General features: G+C 71.3%; 20 protein-coding genes, 1 tRNA gene and 1 riboswitch. Of the genes, 15 read left to right on the forward strand and 6 right to left on the reverse strand.

The window, feature by feature from the left end; all coding sequences use genetic code 11:
- Positions 1-26: 26 nt before the first annotated feature.
- A complete protein-coding gene (gene botA / locus SCAB_RS46565) occupies positions 27-161 on the reverse strand; it encodes a bottromycin family RiPP peptide (protein WP_005486703.1) in 135 nt (44 codons plus the stop codon).
- Between the two features lie 133 nt (positions 162-294).
- Positions 295-2,232: a RiPP maturation radical SAM C-methyltransferase gene (locus tag SCAB_RS27040; RefSeq protein WP_013003264.1), complete on the reverse strand. Its 1,938-nt coding sequence runs from the start codon at positions 2,230-2,232 to the stop codon at positions 295-297.
- 416 nt (positions 2,233-2,648) lie between these two features.
- Here SCAB_RS27040 and SCAB_RS27045 point away from each other — a divergent pair, with 416 nt between their 5' ends.
- The 6 genes from SCAB_RS27045 (at position 2,649) to rdgB (ending at position 7,347) form a co-directional block, all read left to right on the forward strand.
- Positions 2,649-3,488 (forward strand): class I SAM-dependent methyltransferase, encoded by an 840-nt coding sequence (locus SCAB_RS27045; RefSeq protein ID WP_013003265.1) that lies wholly within the window; start codon positions 2,649-2,651, stop codon positions 3,486-3,488.
- Between the two features lie 182 nt (positions 3,489-3,670).
- Positions 3,671-4,981: an MFS transporter gene (locus SCAB_RS27050; protein ID WP_013003266.1), complete on the forward strand. Its 1,311-nt coding sequence runs from the start codon at positions 3,671-3,673 to the stop codon at positions 4,979-4,981.
- 119 nt (positions 4,982-5,100) lie between these two features.
- Entirely contained in the window at positions 5,101-5,334 is a 234-nt protein-coding gene (locus SCAB_RS27055) for a glucose PTS transporter subunit EIIB (RefSeq protein ID WP_037729483.1), read from the forward strand.
- Positions 5,335-5,418: 84 nt separating this feature from the next.
- Positions 5,419-6,156: a ribonuclease PH gene (gene rph, locus SCAB_RS27060; RefSeq protein WP_013003268.1), complete on the forward strand. Its 738-nt coding sequence runs from the start codon at positions 5,419-5,421 to the stop codon at positions 6,154-6,156.
- Between the two features lie 155 nt (positions 6,157-6,311).
- Complete coding sequence (locus SCAB_RS27065; protein ID WP_013003269.1) at positions 6,312-6,710, forward strand: hypothetical protein; 399 nt, start codon at positions 6,312-6,314, stop codon at positions 6,708-6,710.
- Between the two features lie 34 nt (positions 6,711-6,744).
- Positions 6,745-7,347: an RdgB/HAM1 family non-canonical purine NTP pyrophosphatase gene (gene rdgB / locus SCAB_RS27070; protein WP_013003270.1), complete on the forward strand. Its 603-nt coding sequence runs from the start codon at positions 6,745-6,747 to the stop codon at positions 7,345-7,347.
- A 49-nt stretch (positions 7,348-7,396) separates the two neighbouring features.
- Here the strand turns inward: rdgB and SCAB_RS27075 are convergent.
- Together SCAB_RS27075 and bcp are read right to left on the reverse strand one after the other, a co-directional pair.
- Positions 7,397-7,480, reverse strand: a tRNA-Leu gene (locus tag SCAB_RS27075).
- 664 nt (positions 7,481-8,144) lie between these two features.
- Positions 8,145-8,612 carry a thioredoxin-dependent thiol peroxidase gene (gene bcp, locus SCAB_RS27080; protein ID WP_013003271.1) on the reverse strand — a complete coding sequence of 156 codons (468 nt, stop codon included), beginning with the start codon at positions 8,610-8,612 and terminating at the stop codon, positions 8,145-8,147.
- Positions 8,613-8,717: 105 nt separating this feature from the next.
- Between bcp and SCAB_RS27085 the strand changes: the two genes are divergently transcribed.
- From SCAB_RS27085 to SCAB_RS27095, 3 genes are all read left to right on the forward strand, one after another.
- Positions 8,718-9,047: a DUF3618 domain-containing protein gene (locus tag SCAB_RS27085; protein WP_013003272.1), complete on the forward strand. Its 330-nt coding sequence runs from the start codon at positions 8,718-8,720 to the stop codon at positions 9,045-9,047.
- Positions 9,048-9,116: 69 nt separating this feature from the next.
- On the forward strand, positions 9,117-9,461 hold the full coding sequence (locus SCAB_RS27090; protein WP_005486682.1) for a GroES family chaperonin: 345 nt from the start codon (positions 9,117-9,119) through the stop codon (positions 9,459-9,461).
- A gap of 74 nt (positions 9,462-9,535) precedes the next feature.
- Positions 9,536-9,603, forward strand: a riboswitch (guanidine-III (ykkC-III) riboswitch).
- Positions 9,604-9,635: 32 nt separating this feature from the next.
- Positions 9,636-9,956: a DMT family transporter gene (locus SCAB_RS27095; protein WP_013003274.1), complete on the forward strand. Its 321-nt coding sequence runs from the start codon at positions 9,636-9,638 to the stop codon at positions 9,954-9,956.
- 10 nt (positions 9,957-9,966) lie between these two features.
- Here the strand turns inward: SCAB_RS27095 and SCAB_RS27100 are convergent, their stop codons facing one another.
- Entirely contained in the window at positions 9,967-12,858 is a 2,892-nt protein-coding gene (locus SCAB_RS27100) for a transglycosylase domain-containing protein (RefSeq protein ID WP_041669702.1), read from the reverse strand.
- A gap of 1,147 nt (positions 12,859-14,005) precedes the next feature.
- On the opposite strand from SCAB_RS27100, the gene SCAB_RS27105 reads away from it, so the two are divergent.
- Genes SCAB_RS27105 through SCAB_RS27120 form a run of 4 tightly spaced genes read left to right on the forward strand, consistent with a single transcriptional unit; the run spans position 14,006 to position 17,604 of the window.
- Positions 14,006-14,806, forward strand: a complete 801-nt coding sequence (locus SCAB_RS27105; protein ID WP_013003276.1) for an ABC transporter permease — start codon at positions 14,006-14,008, stop codon at positions 14,804-14,806.
- Entirely contained in the window at positions 14,799-15,701 is a 903-nt protein-coding gene (locus SCAB_RS27110) for an ABC transporter permease (RefSeq protein WP_037729489.1), read from the forward strand. Before SCAB_RS27105 ends, SCAB_RS27110 begins: the two co-directional genes overlap by 8 nt.
- A gap of 22 nt (positions 15,702-15,723) precedes the next feature.
- Positions 15,724-16,719: an ABC transporter ATP-binding protein gene (locus tag SCAB_RS27115; protein WP_037729688.1), complete on the forward strand. Its 996-nt coding sequence runs from the start codon at positions 15,724-15,726 to the stop codon at positions 16,717-16,719.
- Positions 16,720-16,752: 33 nt separating this feature from the next.
- Positions 16,753-17,604, forward strand: coding sequence for a DUF1707 SHOCT-like domain-containing protein (locus tag SCAB_RS27120; protein ID WP_013003279.1), 852 nt, complete (start codon positions 16,753-16,755; stop codon positions 17,602-17,604).
- A 50-nt stretch (positions 17,605-17,654) separates the two neighbouring features.
- On the opposite strand, the gene SCAB_RS27125 is transcribed toward SCAB_RS27120, so the two are convergent.
- On the reverse strand, positions 17,655-19,010 hold the full coding sequence (locus tag SCAB_RS27125; protein WP_037729491.1) for an SGNH/GDSL hydrolase family protein: 1,356 nt from the start codon (positions 19,008-19,010) through the stop codon (positions 17,655-17,657).
- 249 nt (positions 19,011-19,259) lie between these two features.
- On the opposite strand from SCAB_RS27125, the gene SCAB_RS27130 reads away from it, so the two are divergent.
- Together SCAB_RS27130 and SCAB_RS27135 are read left to right on the forward strand one after the other, a co-directional pair.
- Positions 19,260-20,633: a DUF445 domain-containing protein gene (locus SCAB_RS27130; RefSeq protein ID WP_247192386.1), complete on the forward strand. Its 1,374-nt coding sequence runs from the start codon at positions 19,260-19,262 to the stop codon at positions 20,631-20,633.
- A gap of 90 nt (positions 20,634-20,723) precedes the next feature.
- Positions 20,724-22,211 (forward strand): MFS transporter, encoded by a 1,488-nt coding sequence (locus tag SCAB_RS27135; protein ID WP_013003282.1) that lies wholly within the window; start codon positions 20,724-20,726, stop codon positions 22,209-22,211.
- Positions 22,212-22,307: the final 96 nt, after the last annotated feature.

Raw genomic sequence — 22,307 nt, forward strand, 5'->3', positions numbered from 1 at the left:
CCGGCCGGCTACTCACCGGCCGACGCTCATGAGGTGGCTTCACCGTCCCAGGCGCCCCAGGACTCCAGCTCCTCCATCTCCAGCGCGCTCAGCTCCGCGTTGTTGGGGTCGTCGTTGAGGAAGTCCGCGGTCATGCAGTCGAATACGACTACGGGTCCCATGGTGTGGTCCTTTCGTCTGTCTTCTCGTCTGTCTTCCGGGTCGCTGTGCGATGGCGCCGGGCGCTCTTCTCGGTTCCGGCGCTCTTGCCTCAGAGGGACGCGGGGGCCCGTGTCCGCGTGCGGGGCGGCCTCCTTACGGTCGAGCGGTGAGCGTGAGAGGTACGGGGGGACGAGCCCGCCGGGGAGTGCCCTTGGGCGGTGGGGTCCGATAGGCCGAGGGCTGCTCGCGTACCGCCAGTGCGATGACCTTCGTGCCTTCGATGTAGACCCACCGCTTCCTGTGCCAGGCGTGCAGCGTGTCCAGGGCCTGGTCCCAGCGTTCCCCCTGCCACTCCTGCCCTTGGAGGTCGCGGAACCGGGTGCCGCCGACGACGGCGCGGAACAGCCGCGCCTCCTCGCCCCGCAGGGTGGTGGTGTGCGGCGGCAGTCCGGGTCGTTCGTCGGTGAGGGTGAGCGAGTCGAAGCCGAGCCGGTAGCCGAAGCGCGCGGACTCGTGATGGGCGCGCCACAGCCGGACGCGCGCGGCGAGCCGGCGGCGCACCGGGCCGTTGGCGGGGTCGTCGGTGAAGTCGCCCTCGAAGTGGTACGCGATGTTCCAGAGGTCCTCCTGCGAGAGACCGGGATAGGCGTACCGGTAGCCCGGCAGCGGGCTGGTCAGGGTGAGGCCGTAGTTCTCCGGCGCCTCGACGTACGGGCTGAACCGGTCGAAGCGGATCAGCGTGATGTGCGGCGGCGTCAGATGGGTCAGCGACGAGACGACGTCGAGCTGAGCCGTCAGGGAGTCCGGTGTCTCGTGCGGATAGCCGGTGAGGATGTTCCAGTCGGCCCGCACGCCGTACTCGGCGCAGCCGAGCAGGAACCGGATGTTCTGGTACGCCGTGGCGCCCTTCCTGAGATGCCTCAGCCCCTCGGTGCTCAGGCTCTCGATCCCCGGCTGCACGGAACGCACCCCGGCCCGGCGCACGGCCCGGATGTCGGCCCACTCCATGTTCGCCTTGACCTCGAAGAACAGGGAGTGGTCGGTGTTGAGCTTCTCCACCAGCGGCAGGGCCGTGTCGAGGTACTTGAGGTCGAGGATGTTGTCGACGGCGAAGAAGTCGAGGACGCCGTAGCGGTCCATGAGGTGGCGCAGTTCGTCGGCGACGCCGTCCGGGTTCTTGCTCCGGTACGCCATCGTCGCGCCGTTGAGTCCGCAGAAGGTGCAGTGGGTCTTCGCGCCCCACCAGCAGCCGCGGGAGAACTCCACGGGCAGGGTGATCTCGGGTTCGAGGGTGTGCAGTCCGGCGGCGTGCAACTGCTCGAAGAAACCGTCGTAGTCGGGGGTGGGGACGTCCAGGGCCACGCCGGTGGTGAGCGGCGCCGCCGGTGAACTGCCGGGGGCGGCGGGCACGCGGGTGAGCAGGCGGCCGTGGGAGCGGGGTGGTTCGCCCGCTGCGACCTGGTGGAGGAGGGTGACGAAGGCGTCCTCGCCGGGGCCGTCCACGATCGCGTCGACGGCGGGAAAGTTGGCGAGCAGCGCGCGGCCCATGGAACCCTCGCAGTTGCTGCCGCCGAGCACGATCACCCCGCCGTAGCCCAGCTCCCGCAGCCGCTCGGCCACCGCCAGCGAGGGGCCGTTCTGGCTGAACATCGAGGTGAAACCGACGACGTCGGGGGCGGACTCCAGCAACGCGGCGGCGGTGTCCTCCACATGACGGTCCGCCACCGCGCGCAGCGCGTCGACCAGCTCGATCGACGTGTCGTCGACCCGGCGCGCCCGCAGCTGGGCGAAGTAGGCGTCCCGCCGGCCGGCGTCGCCCCGGCGGCACGAGAAGATCCAGTCGCCCACCGAGAGGTGATAGAGCTTTTCGGAGACCAGTTCATAGGCCTCCGCCCACTTCTCATCGGAGAACCCGAGCATTCTCTGGGCCAGCCCATAGAAATCGAGATAGGAATATCGGGCGTCCACCTGCCAGCCCTCGTTCTCGGCGAGCGAGCGCAGAATACCGACCTGAATCGAAGGACGGACGACACTGTTCCAGGGCATGGAAACAAGGGAAACGTTCTTGGCGATAGGTGTGGCGGTAGGCACGAAATCAACCCCCGGAGCCGATTGCGGCAACTCGAATCACCGTAGGAGTGAGGATTACGCGAGTCAACGGTTCACCAAGCTTCGGTATAGGTTGGCCGAAAACATTCGTCCGGCATCTACTTGCGTGCGGTGCCCGCCGGCCTGTTCTTGATCAACTCGGGGGCCCGGGGGTCGGCGCCCCGAGGGGAATGCATAGATGCAGGTGGGAGGCGTGGTGGACAGCTCGGGCGATCGCACTGTACGGTGTATGGTGCTCGTTGTTCCCTGATGTGCTCCATGTCGGGAAAAAACCGGAGCGGGCCGTCCTGCCGAGCGGATAAGACGCTTCCGAGGGCTTTACCATGCGCTCGTCCATGTGCCGTAGAAGAGTGTGTTCTGCCGACCATAATTCTGTGCGCAGAGAGGCGAGAGGTCGCGTGAAGATTTCCCTGACCGGCGCGGCGGAGACACTGCTCGCGCCGCTCTGTGCCCGCGCGATCGACGCCCGGTCCGCACATCCTCTGCTCGGTGACCACATCGCGGCCGAACTCGTCGACCGTATCGACTACGACTTCGACCGCCTCGGCATGGGGGAGGCGTCCGCCGTGGGCGTCGCCCTACGGGCCCGATATTTCGATCTGCGGGTCCGCGCATTTCTCGACGCACATCCCGAGTGCACCGTGGTCCACCTCGGCTGCGGCCTGGACAGCCGGTACGAGCGCCTCGCCCCCGGTCCGGGCGTGCGCTGGTTCGACCTGGACCAGCCCGACGTCGTCGAACTGCGCAAACGGCTCTACCCCGCCCGCCCCGGCCATGAGACCCTCGCCGCCTCCGTCACCGAACCCGACTGGCCGGCCCAGGTCCCCACCGACCGGCCCGTCCTCGTGGTCGCGGAGGGCCTCAGCATGTACCTCTCCGCCGACGAGGGCCCCGGCCTGCTGCGCACCCTCGTCGCCCGCTTCCCGCGCGGCGAGCTGCTGTTCGACACCTACTCCCGGTTCGCCGTCCGCTCCACCCGCTCCCTGACCCTCTTCCGGAAGACGGGCGCCCGGCTGGCCTGGGGCGTGGACGACCCACGCGAACTGGAGCGCGCCATACCCGGGTTGCGGCTGATCGAGGCCGACAGCGCCTACGCCACCGCCGCCGGCGCCGACGTGCGCCACCTGCCCCGCGCACTGCGGCTGCGGATGCGGGTCGACACCCTGATCCTGTCCCGCCTGCCCGTGCTGCGCGGCATCGGCCACATCTCCCGCTTCGCGTTCGGCCCGCGGGACTGACCCGCCAGGGTCACCGAGGCGCCAGGGCCACCGGGCGCCAGGGCCTCCGCGGGGCTTCCGCCCGGAACCCCCGCCCGGGCCCGCACCACCCGACCTCCCACCGCCGGGACACCCCCGGCCGCCCGGCCCCGGCGCCGGGCCACCATCCGACGGGCCCCAGGCCCCCCGACCAGAATGCCCCGATGCTGCCGCTCTACCTGATCTCCCACGGCCTGTCCCTGCTGGGCAACACCGTGGCCTCCATCGCCCTGCCCTGGCTGGTGCTGCTGCGCACCGGGGACGCCGCCGCGGTCGGACTCGTCGCCGCCGCGAGCGCGCTGCCGATGCTGCTGTCGGCCGTCGCCGGAGGCGTGCTCATCGACCGGGCCGGCCGCCGACGCCTCTCCATCGGTGCCGACCTCGCCTCCGCGGCCTGCGTCGCCGCGCTCCCCGTCGTCGACGGCCTGCTCGGCCTCACCGTCGTCTGGTTCGTCGTCCTCGGAGTCGCCGGCGCCGTCTTCGACGTCCCCGGCATGACCGCCCGGGAAGCCCTCGCACCGGACATCGCCGAAGCCACCGGCATCGGCATGGAACGCCTCGCCGGACTCCGCGAGAGCATCGCCGGCGGCGTCGTGATCCTCGCCCCGGCCGCCGCCGGCGGACTGATCATGCTCGTCGACCCGGCGACCGTCCTCTGGCTCACCGCCGGCTGCTCGGCCCTCGCCGCCCTCGTCACCCTCGCCCTGCCCCGGACCATCGGCGCCCGGAGTACCGCGCCCGCCCAGGGCGAGGAGACCGGCCTGCGCGCCGACCTCGGCCGCGGACTCGGCGTCCTGCGTGCCGACCGCGTCCTCACCACCGTCACCCTGGTCTCGGCCGGCAGCGTCGCCGTCCTCGCCCCCCTGCAGAACCTGGTGCTCCCCGTCCACCTCGTGGGCGAGGACTCACCCGGCGGCTTCGGCGTCCTCGTCTCCCTCCTCGCCGTCGGCGGCATCGCGGGCGCCGGCCTCTACGCCGCCCTCGGCACCCGCTGGTCGCGCCGCACCGTCTTCGCCGTCGCCCAGCTCACCTCCACGATCGGCGTCGCCGGGCTCGCGCTCCTGCCCCCGGTGCCCGTCATGTGGGCGGCCGCCGTCCTGGCCGGGGCCGGAGCGGGCCCCCTGCCCGCCCTCTTCCTGGTCCTCGTCACCGAACGGATCCCGGAGGAGGTGCGCGGCCGCGTCCTCGGTCTCCAGAACGCCGTGTCCATGACCGCCGTCCCGCTCGGCACCCTCGCCGCGGGACTCGCCGTGGACGGCATCGGCCTCCGGCGGACCGGCATGCTCCTCGCCGCCGCGTGGTGCCTGGTCACCCTCGCGATCCTGACCCTGCCCGCCCTGCGGAACCTGGACACGGACCGGGCCGCCCCCAAGGCCCCCGGAACCCCGGGCACCCCCGGCACCCCGGACACCCCCGGCACCGGATCCACCGTGCCCGGCCAGGGAGCCGAGACCACCGAGTCGAAACCGGTCTGAGCCGCGGGTGCGTTTGGCGACCCGTTCCCCAGTGGTGTAGACCAGTCGCGGACGGTCCCGCAGACTGTCCGCGTACGGTTCCGCACCCCGATCCGCCGGGGAAGACAGGGAGAGTGGCCATGGCCAGCAAGGCTGAGAAGATCGTCGCCGGACTCGGCGGCCTCGACAACATCGAAGAGGTCGAGGGCTGCATCACGCGCCTGCGCACCGAGGTCCGCGACCCCTCCCTCGTGGACGACGCCGCCCTCAAGGCCGCCGGCGCCCACGGCGTCGTCAAGATGGGCACCGCGATCCAGGTCGTCATCGGCACGGACGCCGACCCCATCGCCGCGGAGATCGAGGACATGATGTGAGCCACGCGCGGCCACGGCAGGGGCCCCTTCTCCCGGACCGCCGGGGGAGGGGGCCCCTCCGTATGTGCCGATAGGCTCAGCGCCATGTCTCGAATCGACGGCCGCACCCCCGAACAGCTCCGCCCGGTCACCATCGAACGCGGGTGGAGCAAGCACGCCGAGGGCTCCGTCCTCGTCTCCTTCGGCGACACGAAGGTCTTCTGCACCGCCTCCGTCACCGAAGGCGTCCCCCGCTGGCGCAAGGGCAGCGGCGAAGGCTGGGTCACCGCCGAGTACTCCATGCTCCCCCGCGCCACCAACACCCGCGGCGACCGCGAGTCCGTACGCGGCCGGATCGGCGGCCGCACCCACGAGATCTCCCGCCTCATCGGCCGTTCCCTGCGTGCCGTCATCGACTACAAGGCGCTCGGCGAGAACACGATCGTCCTGGACTGCGACGTCCTCCAGGCCGACGGCGGCACCCGCACGGCCGCCATCACCGGCGCGTACGTCGCACTGGCCGACGCCGTCTCCTGGGCCCAGGGCCGGAAACTGATCAAGGCCGGCCGCCAGCCCCTGACCGGCACGGTCAGCGCCGTGTCGGTGGGCATCGTCGGCGGCGTCCCCCTCCTCGACCTCCGCTACGAGGAGGACGTCAAGGCCGACACCGACATGAACGTCGTCTGCACCGGCGACGGCCGCTTCGTCGAGGTCCAGGGCACCGCCGAGGCCGAGCCGTTCGCCCGCGAGGAACTCAACTCCCTGCTCGACCTGGCCGTTTCGGGCTGCACAGAGCTGGCCCTCCTGCAGCGCAAGGCGCTTGATACGGTCCTCGAAAGGTAAAGGGCACCCCAAGAGCCCGGCCGCCGTCGGCAACCACGGCGGCCCCGGCCGCGTCCTTGCCCATACGGGCGCACGGCACACCACCGTGCGCCCGGCCACACGGCGCCAGCCGTACCCGGGGCCGTCAGGCCTGCCACCAGGAGGAGGACCGTTCCATGGCCGCGAGCCGCCGACGCCGTATGACCGCCATCGCCGGAGCCGTAGCTGCCGTCGCCCTGACCGCCGGGCTCACCACCGGCTGCGACGCCGTGAACAAGGCCCTGGACTGCGTCCAGACCGCCGACGCCATCGCCCGCAGCGTGGACGACCTCCAGCAGGCCGTGCAGAACGCGGCGGACGACCCCACGCAGCTGGAGGAGTCCCTCGCCTCCATCGACAAGAGCCTCGACGACATCGGCGACAAGACCGACAACACCGACGTCAACAAGGCCGTCGACTCCCTCCAGAAGGCCGTCACCGACACCCGTACCGCCGTGGAGAACGGCGACGCGACCCCCGACATCAGCGGCATCACGGACGCGGCGGGCGAGCTGACGAAGGTCTGCACCTCGTAACGGCCCCCGGGAGCGGGTGGCGATACTGGTGGGCATGACCCGCCTGATCCTCGCCACCCGCAACGTCGGCAAGCTCACCGAGCTGAAGGCCATCCTCGCCGACGCGGGCCTCGCCCACGACCTCGTCGGCGCGGACGCCTACCCCGACATCCCCGACGTCAGGGAAACCGGCGTCACCTTCGCCGAGAACGCCCTGCTGAAGGCCCACGCCCTGGCCCGCGCCACCGGCTACCCCGCCATCGCCGACGACTCCGGCCTCTGCGTCGACGTCCTGAACGGCGCCCCCGGCATCTTCTCCGCCCGCTGGGCCGGCCGCCACGGCGACGACAAGGCCAACCTCGACCTCCTGCTCGCCCAGCTCGGCGACATCGCCGACGAGCACCGGGGCGCCCACTTCAACTGCGCCGCCGCCCTGGCCCTGCCTGACGGCACGGAACGGGTGGTCGAGGGACAGCTGAGGGGCACCCTGCGGCATGCCCCGACCGGCACCGGCGGCTTCGGCTACGACCCGATCCTCCAGCCGGACGGCGACACCCGAACCTGCGCGGAACTGACCGCGGAGGAGAAGAACGCGATCAGCCACCGGGGGAAGGCGTTCCGGGGGCTGGTGCCGGTGCTGCGGGAGCTGTTGGGCTGAGCTGCAAAAGAGGGACCGCCGGATTTGCGCGGTCCCTCTTCTGTGTGCGTGCGGCCGGTGGGACTCGAACCCACACGGGTGTGAACCCACTGGGACCTAAACCCAGCATGACTGCCAATTCCATCACGGCCGCTCAAAAACGGTCATCGCGCTCGACCGGCGGCACTCAGTCTACGGGGCTGCCGGCTGCCCGGCGAAGGGGACTCGGCCCTTCTGACGGCACCACGTGTCTGTCACGGCATGGCAGTTGGGACACAGGTATCGCGGATTCTCCCGGCGACTGTCCCGCCGGCTCCCGTTGACATGGTCGATCTGCAAGGTGATGGAGTGCCCCCGCCACTCCCCGGTGTCGCCGCACTCCACACATGCGTAGGGCGCCCCGATCGCAGTCAGGGCCTGGTGGAGGCGGCTCCTGTTCGTCCGTCCGGCGTGCTCCGGCAGGACTCGGGTACTTGCGCCACGGGCTGCGTTTCGTGAGATGGCCCGTGTCAAGTCCGTGGCGCGTCACGTGCTCCTGCAGCACCCGCCGTTGGCCGCCATTCTGCTTGAGGCCGAGCCGCCGCAGCAGTTCAGCCCAGCTACGGGCCGTGGCAACCTCCGGCGCGAGCCGTTCCCCGCTGTATGCGTCCGATCGTTTCGATGTGCTCGACGCGTCCCCGCATCCCTCCGTCCCGGCCATTCGTTCGTGGCTCGTACTGAATGGCGAGCCGCTGACCGGACAGTGACGTCCGGAATGCGGAACGGCTCGTGCCGGGGGTCCGGTACGAGCCGTTCTCGGAGGGGCGGGCAGGTGGGTCTCAGATGCCCAGGTCCTTGATGATCTTCGCTACGTGGCCCGTCGCGCGGACGTTGTAGAGGGCGTGGGCTACCTTGCCCTCCTCGTCGACGATGATCGTGGAGCGGATGACGCCCATGTAGGTCTTGCCGTAGTTCTTCTTCTCGCCGAAGGCCGCGTAGGCGTCGAGGACCGTCTTGTCCACGTCGCCGAGGAGGGTGACCTTCAGGGACTCCTTCTCGCGGAACTTGGCGAGCTTCTCGGGCTTGTCGGGGGAGATGCCGATGACGTCGTACCCGGCGTCCGCGAGGAGCTCCAGGTTGTCGGTGAAGTCGCAGGCCTGCTTGGTGCAGCCGGGGGTCAGGGCGGCCGGGTAGAAGTAGACGATGACCTTGCGGCCCTTGTGGTCGGACAGGGACACCTCGTTGCCGTCGGCGTCCGGGAGGGTGAAGGCGGGGGCCACGTCGCCGGGCTGGAGTCGCTCGCTCATCGGTCCAGCGTAATGGCGGGCCCTGACGGTGCGGTGCCGGGTGGAGCTGACAGACTGTCCATGACGAAGAGATTTCACCGACAACCGACAACGGGAGGCCGCGCGGTGGCGGAGACCTCGGACATCAGAACCCCGGCCGAGATCGAGGCGGACATCAAGCGCCGCCGCGACAACCTCGCCGAGACGCTCGACGAGATCGGCGTCCGTGTGCACCCCCGGACGATCGTGGGCGACGCCAAGGCCAAGGTCGTCTCGAACATCGACCACACCCTCGGCAAGGCGTACGTCTCCGTCAACCGTGCGGTCAGCGACGTCAGGGGCCAGTTCGTCGACCAGGACGGGGCGCCCCGGGTGGAGCGCATCGTGCCCGTCGCCCTCGTGGTCGTCGGCGTCGTCGGTCTGCTCGCGCTCGGCACCCGGCGCCGCAGGGCCTGACGCGGACCGCCACGCGAACCGGGACGCGGGCGGGGACGAGGACGAGGACGGAGCAGGTAGGTTCGGGGCGTGAGCGAGAAGACCCAGCACGACGACAAGCTGCCCATCCGGATGCTGCACGACCGTGTGCTCGTACGGCAGGACACCGCCGAGGGCGAGCGGCGTTCCGGCGGAGGCATCCTGATCCCCGCGACGGCGGCCGTCGGCCGGCGTCTCGCGTGGGCCGAGGTCGTGGCGGTCGGCCAGAACGTCCGGACCGTGGAGCCCGGCGACCGTGTCCTGTACGACCCGGAGGACCGCGCCGAGGTCGAGGTCCGGGGCGTCGCCTACGTCCTGATGCGCGAGCGCGACCTGCACGCCGTGGCCGCGGACCGGTTCGAGGGGTCGGAGGACTCCACGGGCCTGTATCTCTGATACTTCGCTGCCGCTGCATCATTGCTTTCATGGGTGTGGGGGGCTGGTGACCATGGTCACCAGCCCCCCACACCCGTGTTTTGCTATGTTTGCAAGGACCCGACGAGACGCGCCGTACCGGGACCCGCAAAGACGACGCACCCCCGATTCCCCTTTGGATCACGGAGGTGCCTCATGGCCTGGGTTCTGCTGGTCGTCGCCGGACTGCTGGAAGTCGGCTGGTCGGTCGGGATGAAGTACACCGACGGTTTCACCCGGCCCCTGCCCAGCGTCCTCACCGGCGCCGGCATCGTCGCCAGCATGCTGCTGCTCTCCCACGCCGCCAGGACGCTGCCCATCGGTACCGCGTACGGCGTGTGGGTGGGGATCGGCGCGGCCGGGGCGGCGGTGTTCGGCATGGTGTGGCTGGGGGAGCCGGCCACCGCCGCCCGGATCTTCTTCGTGTGTCTGCTGCTCGTGGCCGTGGTGGGGTTGAAGGCCACCTCCGGCCACTGAGCAGCCCCGGTCAACCGAACGGCCCCACCGAGGTGTCGCCTCCCGTGTCGGCTCCGCCGTCCGTCGTACCGCCGTCGTCGGTGCCGCCTCCCGTGTCCGCTCCGCCGTCGCCCGTGGCGCCGCCCGTCGACGCGGCGCCGCCGTCCGTCGAGGTGCCGCCGGTGGACGTGGTACCTCCGTCCGCGGCCGTGCCGCCGGTGGACGAGGTGCCGCCGTCCGTCGCGGGCGTGCCGCCGGTGGAGGTGCCGTCGCCGGTGTCGTCGTCCGTCGGTCCGCCGGTCTCCTCGCCGCCCGTGGTGCCGCCGGTCTCCTCGTCGCCGGTGGCGCCCGGCTCGTCGGCGGGGGTGCTGGGCGGGGTGTAGACGACGTCTGCGCCGACCTGGAGGTCGAGGTCGAAGTCCTTCACCTTCTTGCCCTTGAGGGCGGTCCTGGTGAACTGCGCCCAGATCTCCGTGGGCGCCCCGCCGCCGTTGACGCGCTGCAGACCCATCGCGCCGTACAGCGGCTTGTGGGCGCCGGTCTTGGGGTCCTGGCCCATGACGGAGACGACGGTGGCGAGGTCGGGGGTGTAGCCGGCGAACCAGGCCGCCTTGTCCTCCTCGGCGGTACCGGTCTTGCCGGCGACCGGGTGACCGGACGCCTGCGCGGCGGTGGCGGTGCCGCTCTGCACCACGCTGCGCAGCACGGAGGTGGTGGTGTCGGCGGCCTTGCGGCTGACGGCCTGCGTGGACTCAGTGGAGGCGAGGTCGACCGCCTGGCCGTCCTTGCTGATCTTCTCGATCATCGTGTACGTGCCGTGCTTGCCGTGGTTGGCGAGCGTGGCGTACGCCTCCGTCATGTCGAGGACGCTCGCGGTGGCGGTGCCCAGGGCGATGGACGGGTACGGGTTCATGTCCGGGGTGTTCTTGGGGACACCGAGGTCGATCGCGGTCTTCTCGACCTTCTCGGGGCCGATGTCGACGGCCATCTGCGCGTACACCGAGTTCACGGAGTCCTCGGTGGCCTGGCGGACGGTGATGTTGCCGTAGTTGTGGTAGTCCTCGTTCTCCGGGGCGTACGGCGGGCCGGGCCAGCCGGTGACGGGGCGCTTGTTGGTGCCGTCGTAGACCGTGTTCGGGGTGATCGCCTGGCCGTTCTGGTTGTTGGAGGCGTTCTCCACGGCGGCGGTGAAGACGATCGGCTTGAAGATGGAGCCGACCTGGAAGTCGCGGCGGGTCGCGTTGTTCACGTACTGCTTGGTGTAGTCGATGCCGCCGTACATCGCGATGACCTTGCCGGTCTTCGGGTCGATGGAGACGCCGCCGGCGCGGACGTAGTTGTCGACCTTGCGGTTCTTCTTGTCGAGCTTGTCCATCAGCTGGTCGTCGACGGCCTTGATGAGGGCGTCCTGCATCTTGGGCTGGATGGTGGTGGTGATGCGGTAGCCACCGCCGTTCTCCAGCGCCTTCTCATCGATGATCTTGTGCTCGATGAGGTACGACTTGATGGCCTCGACCAGGTAGCCGCGCTGTCCGGAGAAGGCCGAGGAGGTCGTGGCCTGCTTCGGCATCGGGAACTTCGCGCCGGTCCGCTCGGACTGCTTGAGCCAGCCCTCCTTGACCATGCCGTCGAGGACGTAGTTCCAGCGGGCGAGGGCCGCCTTCTTGTTCTCGGGGTGGGCGACGACGTCGTACATGCTGGGCGCGTTGACCAGGGCGGCGAGGTAGGCGCCCTGCTCGGCGGTGAGTTCGTCGGCGTCGATGCCGTAGTACGCCTGGGCGGCGGCCTGGATGCCGTAGGCGTTGCGGCCGAAGAAGCTGGTGTTGAGGTAGCCCTCCAGGATCTCGTCCTTGGTCACCTCGCGGTCCAGCTTGATCGAGATGAAGAACTCCCTCGCCTTGCGGGTGACGGTCTGGTCCTGGGCCAGGTAGTAGTTCTTCACGTACTGCTGGGTGATCGTCGAGCCGGACTGCTTGCCCTTGCCGGTCGCGGTGTTCCAGGCCGCGCGGGCCATCGCCTTGAGGTCGATGGCCGGCTCGGAGTAGAAGTCGCGGTCCTCGGCGGCCAGTACGGCGCGCTGGGCGGCCTTGGAGACCTTCGACAGCGGGATGTTCTCGCGGTTGACCTCGCCGTCGCGGGCGATCTGGGAGCCGTCCGCGTAGAGGTAGACGTTGCTCTGCTTGGTCGCGAACGCGTTCGCCTTGGGGATGTGGACCATGTTGTAGCCCAGCACCAGGGCGCCGACGATCAGCATGAGTCCGATGACGAAGGTGCCGAGCACCATGCGCCAGGTGGGGAACAGCCGTCTCCAGCCGGTGCGCTTGCGCCGCTTGGGCTTCTTGCCCTTGCCGCCCCCGTCCGTGGAGGCGGGCGACACCGCGGGCACGGCGGCGGGCGCCGTGGCGGGCGCCGCGGCGGCGGCCTTCGGGGCGGTGATGACGCCGAGGGCCTGGGTCGGTGTGTCGCCCCCGGCCGCGGGCTTGCGGCCCGGGGTGATGGCCAGGGTGGTGGTGGGGGTGTCCTCCCCGGCCGCGCCGGACGCGGCGGCGGTGCCGCCGCCCGCCTTCGCGCCGGCGGCCCTGGCCGCCCGAGCGGCTCGGGCCGCCCTGGCGTCCGGGACTCCGGCGGGGCTGCCGCCTCCGGCGCCGGGACCGGCGGAGTCACGGCCCTGAGCGCCGGCGGGTCCGCCGTCGCGGTGGCCGGCGGACGGCGCCGCCTTGCCCTCCGGGTCACGTCGGGCCCCACCACCGGGCTTCCCACCGGACGCCGTACCGGCCTGCGCGCCGGCCGCGGCACCGGACGCCGTACCGGGCTTCCCGCCGGCCGCGGCGCCCGACTCGCCACCGGACGCGGCACCGGCCTGCGCGCCGGCCTGCCGGGCGGACGCCGCGCCGGACTGCCCGCCGGGCTTCCCGCCGCTCACGGCACCGGAGTCCCGGCCGGCAGCCGAGCCACTCTTTCCGCCGTACGCCGCACCGGCCTGCCCGCCGGGTGCGCCCGACTGCCCGCCGGACGCCGAACCCGACCGCTCCCCGGCCGAGCCGGCCGATCCACCGGCAGCCGAGCCGGACCGCCCACCGGATGTCCCGCCGGACCTCGAACCGCTCTGCCCGCCGGACTTCTCGCCGCTCGCCGCGCCGGGCTGCCGGCCGGATCCCGTGCCGGTCTCCCGGTCGGAGCGCCCGCCGAATCCCGCGCCGGACTGCCCGCCGGACGCAGAGCCGCGCCGCTCGCCAGGTTCCGAACCGGCCTGGCCACCGGATTTCCCGCCGCTCGCCGCGCCGGGCTGCCGACCGGATCCCGTGCCGGTCTCCCGGTCGGAGCGCCCGCCGAATCCCGCGCCGGACTGCCCGCCGGACGCAGAGCCGCGCCGCTCGCCAGGTTCCGAACCGGGCTTCCCGCCGGACGCCGGACCGGACTGCCCGCCAGACGCCTGACCGGGCCGCTCGCCGGACGTAGCCGACCGCTCCCCGGCCTGCCCGCCGGACCGCTCCCCGGCCTGCCGGCCGGACTGGCCCCCGGCCGTCCCTGCGGGCCGCCCGCCCCGCTCCCCGCCGGGAGGTGTGCCGGGGGGTGCCGTGTCGGGGCGTCGCGGGGACGCCTTCGCGGGCGGCCCGTCCGGCGTCGGGTTCGGGCCGTCGCCCGGGGTCGGGCCGGGTCGGCCGTCGGCGTTCGCCCTGGCGGCGGTGTCGCCGGACCCCGGAGTCGTGCCCGGAGTGCGTCGCTCCGGGTCTCTCGGTGTCCAGCCCGGGCCGTTCCGCTTCGGCTGCGGCTCGTCGCTCATCGTGCTGCCGTACTCCTGTTTTCGCGTCGTACGTTCATTTCCGTACGGACTCGTACGCTTTGCGCCCGCTCCGGGCCGGTTCTGCGCCCTTGGGTAAGACTCTCGTTCCGTTCGATCCGTTCCCGAATCCCGGCACGTGCCCCGCACACCACACGAGCACCACCGTCCGCCCCCGAAAACGCGTGGCAGGCCCCTCCGGCCGCGGACTAGGCTTCTTCGCTTCGGCCCGAATCGGTCCAGGCCTCGGCCTTTCGCCTAACTCTTCGCAGCGGATGGGGGTTTCCTCGTGGGCACAGGGCGGTTGTACGCCGCCGTCGCCGCCGGTGGTTTCAGGCGGTACGCGACATATCGGGTGGCCACCGCCGCGGGGGTGTTCACCAACACCGTCTTCGGCTTCATCCTCGCATATACCTACCTGGCCCTCTGGCACGAGAAGCCCCACCTCGGCGGCTACGACCAGGCCCAGGCCCTCACCTATGTCTGGGTCGGCCAGGCCATGTTCGCGGTGATGGTACTGGGCAGCGCTGGCTTCGAGGAGGAGCTGATCGAGCGGATCCGGACCGGGGACATCGCGGTCGACCTGTACCGGCCCGTCGACCTCCAGCTGTGGTGGCTCGCCGCCGACCTGGGCCGGGCCCTGTTCCAGCTGCTCGGACGCGGTGTCCTCCCCATGGTGTGCGGTGCCCTCTTCTTCGACCTGGCCCTGCCCGGCGGCCCGCTGCCGTGGCTCGCCTGTCTGCTCGCGGTCGCCCTCGGCGCCCTCGTCAGCTTCGCGATCCGGTACCTCGTCGCGCTGTCGGCGTTCTGGCTCCTCGACGGCGCCGGAGCGATGCAGATCACCTGGCTCACCGGAGTGTTCTTCTCCGGGATGCTCCTCCCGCTGAACGTCTTCCCCGGCGCGCTCGGCGACCTCGCCCGCGCCCTGCCCTGGTCCGCCCTGCTCCAGGCCCCGGCGGACGTCCTGCTGGGCGAGGCCGACCCGCTCGGGACGTACGCGTTCCAGCTGGCCTGGGCCGGGGCCCTGCTCGCGGTCGGACGGCTGATCCAGTCGGCGGCGACCCGCAAGGTGGTGGTCCAGGGTGGCTGACGTGGACGACCGCCCCGCCACGGGCGCCGGGCGGGAGAACCCGTTCGCCGGGCGGGAGAACCCGTTCGCCGAGTACGGCACGTACGGCCGCGTCCGCGACGGGCTGCGCGCCTACCGCATGATCGCCGCCATGTGGATCCGCTCCACGATGGCCTACCGCGCGTCCTTCGCGATGACGACGCTCGGGAACTTCGCGGCGACCTCCTTCGACTTCATCGCGATCCTGCTGATGTTCTCGCAGGTCGACGAGTTGGGCGGGTTCACCCTGCCCGAGATCGCCCTGCTCTACGGCACCTCCGCCGTCGCCTTCGGCCTCGCCGACCTGATGATCGGTTCGATGGACCGGCTCGGCCGCCGGGTGCGGGACGGCACGCTGGACACCCTGCTCGTCCGCCCCGTGCCGGTGCTCGCCCAGGTCGCCGCCGACAAGTTCGCGCTGCGCCGCCTCGGCCGGGTCACCCAGGGCCTGTTCGTCCTCGGCTACGCCCTGACCACGCTCGACGTCGTCTGGACCCCGGCCAAGGTGCTGATGATCCCGCTGATGGTGGCGAGCGGCGGGCTGATCTTCGGCGCGGTGTTCGTCGGGGGCGCGGCCTTCCAGTTCGTCGCCCAGGACGCCTCCGAGGTGCAGAACGCCTTCACGTACGGCGGCTCGACCCTGCTGCAGTACCCCCCGGCCCTCTTCGCCAAGGACCTGCTGCGCGGGGTGACCTTCGTCCTGCCGCTGGCCTTCGTCAACTGGGTGCCCGGACTGTACGTCCTGGGCCGCCCCTACCCCCTCGACCTGCCGTCCTGGTCGGCCTTCGCGCCCCCGCTGGTCGGTGTGGCCTGCTGCGCGCTGGCGGGACTCGCGTGGCGGGCGGGGCTGCGTTCGTATCGGAGTACGGGGAGTTAAGGAGTCAGGCGTGGAGCCGGATGTGACAGACAGCGCGTTCATCGCACTGGACCGGGTGGAGAAGGTCTTCGACGTCCGGAAGAAGACCGGGTTCCTGCGGCGGGAGCGGCGTGAGGTGCGGGCGGTCGACTCGATCTCCTTCACGGTCGCTCGGGGCGAGATGGTCGGCTACATAGGGCCGAACGGCGCGGGGAAGTCGACGACGATCAAGATGCTCACCGGCATCCTGACCCCGAGCGGGGGCCGGCTGCGGGTCGCGGGCATCGACCCGTCCCGCGAGCGGACGCGGCTGGCCCGGCGTATCGGCGTGGTGTTCGGGCAGCGGACGACCCTGTGGTGGGACCTCCCCCTCGTCGACTCCTACCGGCTGATGCACCGCATGTACCGCATCCCCGACGCCCGTTACCGCGAGAACCTCGACCGCTGTGTCGAACTCCTCGAACTGGGCGACCTGCTGGACGTGCCCGTACGGCAGCTCTCGCTCGGTCAGCGCATGCGCGGGGACATCGCGGCGGCCCTGCTGCACGACCCCGAGGTGCTGTACCTGGACGAGCCGACCATCGGGCTCGACGTCATCAGCAAGGCCAAGGTCCGGGAGTTCCTGCGGGAACTCAACACCGAGCGGGGCACGACCGTGCTGCTGACCACGCACGACCTCCAGGACATCGAGCAGCTGTGCCGCCGGGTGATGGTCATCGACCACGGGCGCCTGATGTACGACGGGCCGCTGACCGGGCTGCACGAGGTGGGCGAGAGCGAGCGGACCCTCGTGGTCGACCTGGAGCGCGAACTGCCGCCGATCGAGGCCGAACCCGCCCGGGTCGTCCGGGTGGAGGGACCCCGGCAGTGGCTCGCCTTCCCGGCGTCGGAGTCGGCGGCCCCGCTGGTGGCGCGGATCGCCGCGGAGTATCCGCTGGTGGACCTGTCGGTGCGGGAGCCGGACATCGAGGCGGTGATCGCCCAGATGTACGCGCAGCAGGCGGAGCGGGTGGGGGAGCCGGGACCGGCTGCGTCATAGCCCGGCGCGGGGGATCCTCGTACGCTGATCCGTATGACGGACGACCTGCCGGATGTTCCGGCCGCCGCGGATCTTCGTGCCTCCGACGCCGATCGTGAACGAGTCTCCGAGCAGTTGCGGGACGCGCTCGCGGAAGGGCGCCTCGACATGGAGGAGTTCGAGGAGCGGCTGGACGCGACGTACAAGGCGCGGACGTACGGCGAGCTGGCGCCGATCACCCGTGACCTGCCCGGCGCGGGGGCCGTGGCACCGCCGGCCCTGGTGTCGCCGCCGTCCGTGTCGCTGGTCAAGGGGCCTGCGGGGGAGGCGAGTTGGCCCGAGCGGATCGTCGGCGGCGACGGGACGTCGACCTGGGGCGTGGCGGTGCTGTCCGGGTTCGAGCGCAAGGGCCGGTGGACCGTGCCCGAGCGGTTCGACTGCTTCGCGTTCTGGGGCGGCGGTGAACTGGACCTGCGGGACGCGAACTTCGCGAGCCGCGAGGTCACCATCAACTGTGTGGCGATCATGGGCGGGATCAACGTGGTGGTGCCGCCCGGGGTCGAGGTCGTCGTCCGGGGCGTCGGGATCATGGGCGGCTTCGACCACGGCCAGGAGGGTGTGCCCGGGGAGCCGGGCGCGCCGCGGGTGATCATCACCGGGTTCGCGTTCTGGGGCGGGGTCGGGGTGGACCGGAAGATCCCGAAGGCGGAGCGGCAGCGGCTGAAGGAGGAGCGGCGGCAGGAGCGGCTGGAGCGCCGCCGGGCCCGCCGCGAACTGCACGCGTCCCACCGCGACCACGCGCACGAGACGCAGGAGGCGCACCGCGAGGCCATGGACCAGATCAGGGACGCGGTGCGTTCGCGGCGCGAGGAGGAGCGGGAACGGCGCCGGAGACGGGAGCGGTAGGCCGACTTCGGCCCCGGCTCCGGCTTCGACCCCGGCCCCCTCGGTACCGGTCAGAGCTTGGCCGGTACCGCGCCCTTCAGCTTCTCCAGGTCGAAGACGTCCGCCATCCGTGCGTAGCCCTCGTCGCTCGGGTGGAGGTGGTCGCCCGAGTCGTAGTCGGGGCGCAGGCGGCGGGGGGCGTAGGGATCGCGCAGGGCCTTGTCGAAGTCGACGTAGGTGTCGAAGACGCTGCCGGAGCGGATCGTGGCGTTGATGGCCTGGCGGACGGATTCACGCTGGTCGGAGTAGCCGCGGTGGCCCTCGAAGGGCATCAGGGTGGCGCCGACGACCCGGAGGCCGCGGGCGTGGGCCCGGTCGACGAGCCGGCGGAGTCCGGCGGTGACGGCCTCGGGGTCGGCCCGGCCGGGGTTCTTGAGGATGTCGTTGATGCCGAGGTCGATGATCACGGCCTTGGCGCCCGTCCGGCCGAGGACGTCGCGCTGGAAGCGGGCGAGGCCGCTGGGGTTCTCGGCGGGGCGGCCGTAGCCGTCGGCGAGGACCTGGTTGCCGCTGATGCCCTCGTTGACGACGCTGTAGCGGGGCACGCCCGAGGAGCCGCCGTCGGCGCGCAGGCGGCCGGCGAGGACGTCGGTCCAGCGCCGGTTCTCGCCGACCGTGGAGGTGACGCCGTCGGTGAGCGAGTCGCCGAGGACCACGACCGTGCCGTCGGACTCGTTGCTCAGCACGTCCAGGGCGGTGACGTAACGCCAGTACGGGGACTGCTCGGTGTACGGCTCCCCGGTGATGTCCTCGGTCAGGTCGCCCTCGGCGGTGTAGGAGATCTGCCGGGCGTGCAAGTGGTAGGTCGCGGGGCCGGAGGGCGTGGGGGAGTAGGTGGTGATCAGTACGTCGCTGTCGTGCGGGATCGGCACCCGGACGGCGTCGCTCACCACCTGCTGACCCGCCGGGACGACGACCGTCGGGTTGCCGCCGAAGGTGAGGCGGCGCATGGTGCCGGCGGTCGCGGCCGGGGTGTTCACCGACGCGGCCACGGCGAGCGAGGCGTGGGTGACGGTCAGCGGCTGCTGGCCGTAGAGGTTGGACAGGGTGACGCGGGCACTCGTACCGGCGGCGGTCGTGTGCACCACGTTGCGCACCGAACGGCCGGCGAGGCCGTCCTGCTCGGTGCCCGGCTCCGAACCGCTCGGCGACGCGGCCCAGGCACCGACCCAGACGCCGGTGGAGGCGGGGGCGGCGCTGTTGTGGGGCGCGCGGGCGAAGGTCTGCGGCCGGGGGGTGCCGTCGTCCGTGCCGACGACGACGTAGATCGCGGCCGTGATCGCCACGACCAGGGCGACGATGGCCGCCAGAACCGCGCGGTGCCTTGTGGGGGGCGCCCCGACACCCCCACCGTGCTGCCTGGTCATGCGGCGGGTTACTCCTCGGGCTGTGGAGCCCCGAGGCTCCGATGTGATCACCCCATGATGCGTCATGGGATGGGGGTTGCTTGCGAGAACCCCCATCGGTTCCCCCGCCCGGACAGACGCGGGGAACTCCTGTTCCGTTCCAGGAGTAGGTGTCGATAGATCTATGGAGTACGTCACCAAGAGTCGCAGCGCCGGAGAAGGCGTCGAAGAACGGACAATGTGTACGGGGGACAGGAACGGGTGGAGCGAATGGACCGTACGAAAGCGGAACAGGACGGACCGGCGCGGGAGCGGGCCGAGGAGGCCCGGAGCGCGGCGGACCCGGCGGCGGGCGCCCCGTCGCGTGCGTCGCACCGCACCATGACCACCTTCAGCCCCGCCGACGAGGAGAAACAGCGCGGCGTGCGGCAGATGAAGCTCATCGCCGCCGGGCTGCTGCTCTTCGTGGCCGTGGTGTACGTGCTGGCCAAGTGGGCCTCGCACGAGGGCGCGGGCGCCTGGGCCGGCTATGTCGCCGCGGCCGCCGAGGCGGGCATGGTGGGTGCGCTGGCGGACTGGTTCGCCGTGACCGCGCTGTTCCGGCACCCCCTCGGACTGCCCATCCCGCACACCGCGATCATCCCCACCAAGAAGGACCAACTGGGCGTCTCGCTCGGTGAGTTCGTCGGCGAGAACTTCCTCTCCCAGGACGTCGTACGGCAGCGGCTGCGGGCCGTCGGCATCGGCAGCCGGCTCGGCGCCTGGCTCGCCGAACCGCAGAACGCCGACCGGGTGACGGCCGAACTGGCGACCGCGCTGCGGGGCGCGCTGACCGTGCTGCGCGACTCGGACGTCCAGGCCGTGGTCGGGGAGGCGATCACCCGGCGGGCCAACGCCCAGGAGATCGCGCCCGGTATCGGCAAGATGCTGGAGAGGATCGTCACGGACGGCGGTCACCGGCGGATCGTGGATCTGATCTGCGCCCGCGCCCAGAACTGGCTGATACTCCACGACGAGCAGGTCATGGACGCGGTCGAGGGCGGCGCCCCCGGCTGGACCCCCCGGTTCGTCGACCGGCGCATCGGCGAGCGCGTCTACAAGGAACTGCTGCGCTTCACCACCGAGATGCGCGACTCGCCCACCCATCCGGCGCGCGGCGCCCTGGACCGCTTCCTCACCGACTTCGCCACCGACCTCCAGTCCGACACGGAGACCCGGGCGCGGGTGGAGCGGCTGAAGGGCGAGGTGCTCGGCCGCGGCGAGGTCCAGGACCTGATCGCCTCCGCCTGGACGGCCGTACGGGCGATGATCGTGTCCGCCGCCGAGGACGAGCGCAGCGAACTGCGGCTGCGGGTCCGCTCCTCCCTGCTGTCGCTGGGCACCCGGATGGCCACCGAGCCGAGCGCGCAGGCCAAGCTGGACAAGTGGATCGAGGGGGCCGCGGTGCACGTCGTGACCACCTACCGCGCGGAGATCACCTCCCTGATCACCGAGACCGTCGCGAGCTGGGACGCCGAGCACACCACCAGGAAGATCGAGGCCAACATCGGCCGCGACCTGCAGTTCATCCGGATCAACGGCACGGTCGTGGGCTCGCTGGCGGGCCTGCTGATCTACACGGTGTCGCGGGCGCTGGGGGCGTAGGGCGCGGGCGCCGGGGCGTGTACCGGGAGTGATCCCTGCTCGCGCGGGCACCCGGTCCGGGTTCGCTCGAGGTGGAGGGAGCCCCAGCCCATGTCCGTCACAGACCCGCAGTCACCGGGTTCAACCGGTTCACCCGGCTCACCGGGTGTGATCACCACCGCCGTGCCGGCGCGCCTGGACCGTCTTCCCTGGTCGCGCTGGCACTGGACGATCGTGATCGGTCTCGGCACCGTGTGGATCCTCGACGGTCTGGAAGTGACCGTCGTCGGCAACATCGCGGGGCGGCTCTCCGAGGAGGGCAGCGGACTGCCGATCAGCTCCGCGCAGGTCACCGGGACCGCGGCCGCGCTGTACGTGGCGGGCGCCTGTCTGGGCGCCCTCTTCTTCGGCCGGATGACCGACAGGTTCGGCCGCAAGAAGCTGTTCATGGTGACCCTGCTGGTCTATCTGGGGGCGACCGCGCTGACGGCCGTCTCCTTCTCCAGCTGGTGGTTCTTCCTCTTCCGCTTCCTCACCGGCTTCGGTATCGGCGGCGAGTACGCGGCCATCAACTCCGCCATCGACGAGCTGATCCCGTCCAAATACCGGGGCCGCGTCGACATCGTCATCAACGGCAGCTTCTGGCTCGGCGCGATCGGCGGTTCGCTGCTGTCGATCGTCGCCCTGAACACCGGCATCTTCCCGGCCGACGTCGGCTGGCGGCTCACCTTCGCCCTCGGTGTGGTGCTCGGCCTGGTGATCCTGCTGGTCCGCCGGAACGTCCCCGAGAGCCCCCGCTGGCTGCTGATCCACGGCAGGGAACAGGAGGCCGACCGACTGGTGCGGGAGGCGGAGGAGCGGATCGAGGCCGAGAAGGGACGTCAGCTGGAGGCGGCCGAACGGGAGATGACCGTCCATCAGCGCGAGAGCATCGGCTTCGGCACGATCGCCCGTACGGTCTTCTCCCGGTACCGCCGCCGCGCGGTCCTCGGCTTCTCCCTCTTCATCGGCCAGGCGTTCCTCTACAACGCGATCACCTTCGGCTTCGGCGCGATCCTCACCACGTTCTACGACGTCCCGACCTCCGACACCGGCTACTACTTCGCCGTCATCGCCGCCGGCAACCTGCTCGGCCCGCTGCTGCTCGGCAAGCTGTTCGACACGGTCGGCCGCCGGATCATGATCTCGTCGACGTACCTGCTCTCCGGTGTGCTGCTCTTCGGCACGGCCTGGCTGTTCGGCCGCGGTTCGCTGGACGAGGTGACGCTGACGGCCTGCTGGTGCGTGGTCCTCTTCTTCGCCTCGGCCGGAGCCTCCAGCGCGTATCTGACGGTCTCGGAGGTCTTCCCCATGGAGACCCGCGCGATGGCCATCGCCTTCTTCTACGCCATCGGAACGGCCGCCGGCGGTATCAGCGGCCCGCTGATCTTCGCCGAGCTGACCGAGTCCGGGGTCGTCGGCGACACCGTCCTCGCCTTCCGGATCGGCGCGAGCCTGATGTGCGCGGCGGGTCTGGTGGCGGCCTTCCTCGCGGTCCGCGCGGAGCGGCGCTCGCTGGAGGACATCGCGGAGCCGCTGTCGGCGCGCAGCTCCGCCTAGCAGGGGCCGGGGCGGGCAGGCGGTCGGGGGCGGCTTCCGGGCACGGGGGAGCCGGTTGGCCGGATCGGGGCGGCTTCCGGGTACGGGGAAGCCGGT

Origin of the sequence: Streptomyces scabiei 87.22 (genome assembly GCF_000091305.1) — a bacterium.
In the GTDB taxonomy this organism is placed as follows: Bacteria; Actinomycetota; Actinomycetes; order Streptomycetales; family Streptomycetaceae; genus Streptomyces; species Streptomyces scabiei.

Bases quoted from the DNA above. Each gene is read 5' to 3' on its own strand.
- botA (WP_005486703.1), bottom strand. From the start codon at position 161: ATGGGACCCGTAGTCGTATTCGACTGCATGACCGCGGACTTCCTCAAC.
- SCAB_RS27050 (WP_013003266.1), top strand. From the start codon at position 3,671: ATGCTGCCGCTCTACCTGATCTCCCACGGCCTGTCCCTGCTGGGCAAC.
- SCAB_RS27055 (WP_037729483.1), top strand. From the start codon at position 5,101: ATGGCCAGCAAGGCTGAGAAGATCGTCGCCGGACTCGGCGGCCTCGAC.
- rph (WP_013003268.1), top strand. From the start codon at position 5,419: ATGTCTCGAATCGACGGCCGCACCCCCGAACAGCTCCGCCCGGTCACC.
- SCAB_RS27065 (WP_013003269.1), top strand. From the start codon at position 6,312: ATGGCCGCGAGCCGCCGACGCCGTATGACCGCCATCGCCGGAGCCGTA.
- rdgB (WP_013003270.1), top strand. From the start codon at position 6,745: ATGACCCGCCTGATCCTCGCCACCCGCAACGTCGGCAAGCTCACCGAG.
- bcp (WP_013003271.1), bottom strand. From the start codon at position 8,612: ATGAGCGAGCGACTCCAGCCCGGCGACGTGGCCCCCGCCTTCACCCTC.
- SCAB_RS27095 (WP_013003274.1), top strand. From the start codon at position 9,636: ATGGCCTGGGTTCTGCTGGTCGTCGCCGGACTGCTGGAAGTCGGCTGG.
- SCAB_RS27120 (WP_013003279.1), top strand. From the start codon at position 16,753: ATGACGGACGACCTGCCGGATGTTCCGGCCGCCGCGGATCTTCGTGCC.
- SCAB_RS27125 (WP_037729491.1), bottom strand. From the start codon at position 19,010: ATGACCAGGCAGCACGGTGGGGGTGTCGGGGCGCCCCCCACAAGGCAC.
- SCAB_RS27130 (WP_247192386.1), top strand. From the start codon at position 19,260: ATGGACCGTACGAAAGCGGAACAGGACGGACCGGCGCGGGAGCGGGCC.
- SCAB_RS27135 (WP_013003282.1), top strand. From the start codon at position 20,724: ATGTCCGTCACAGACCCGCAGTCACCGGGTTCAACCGGTTCACCCGGC.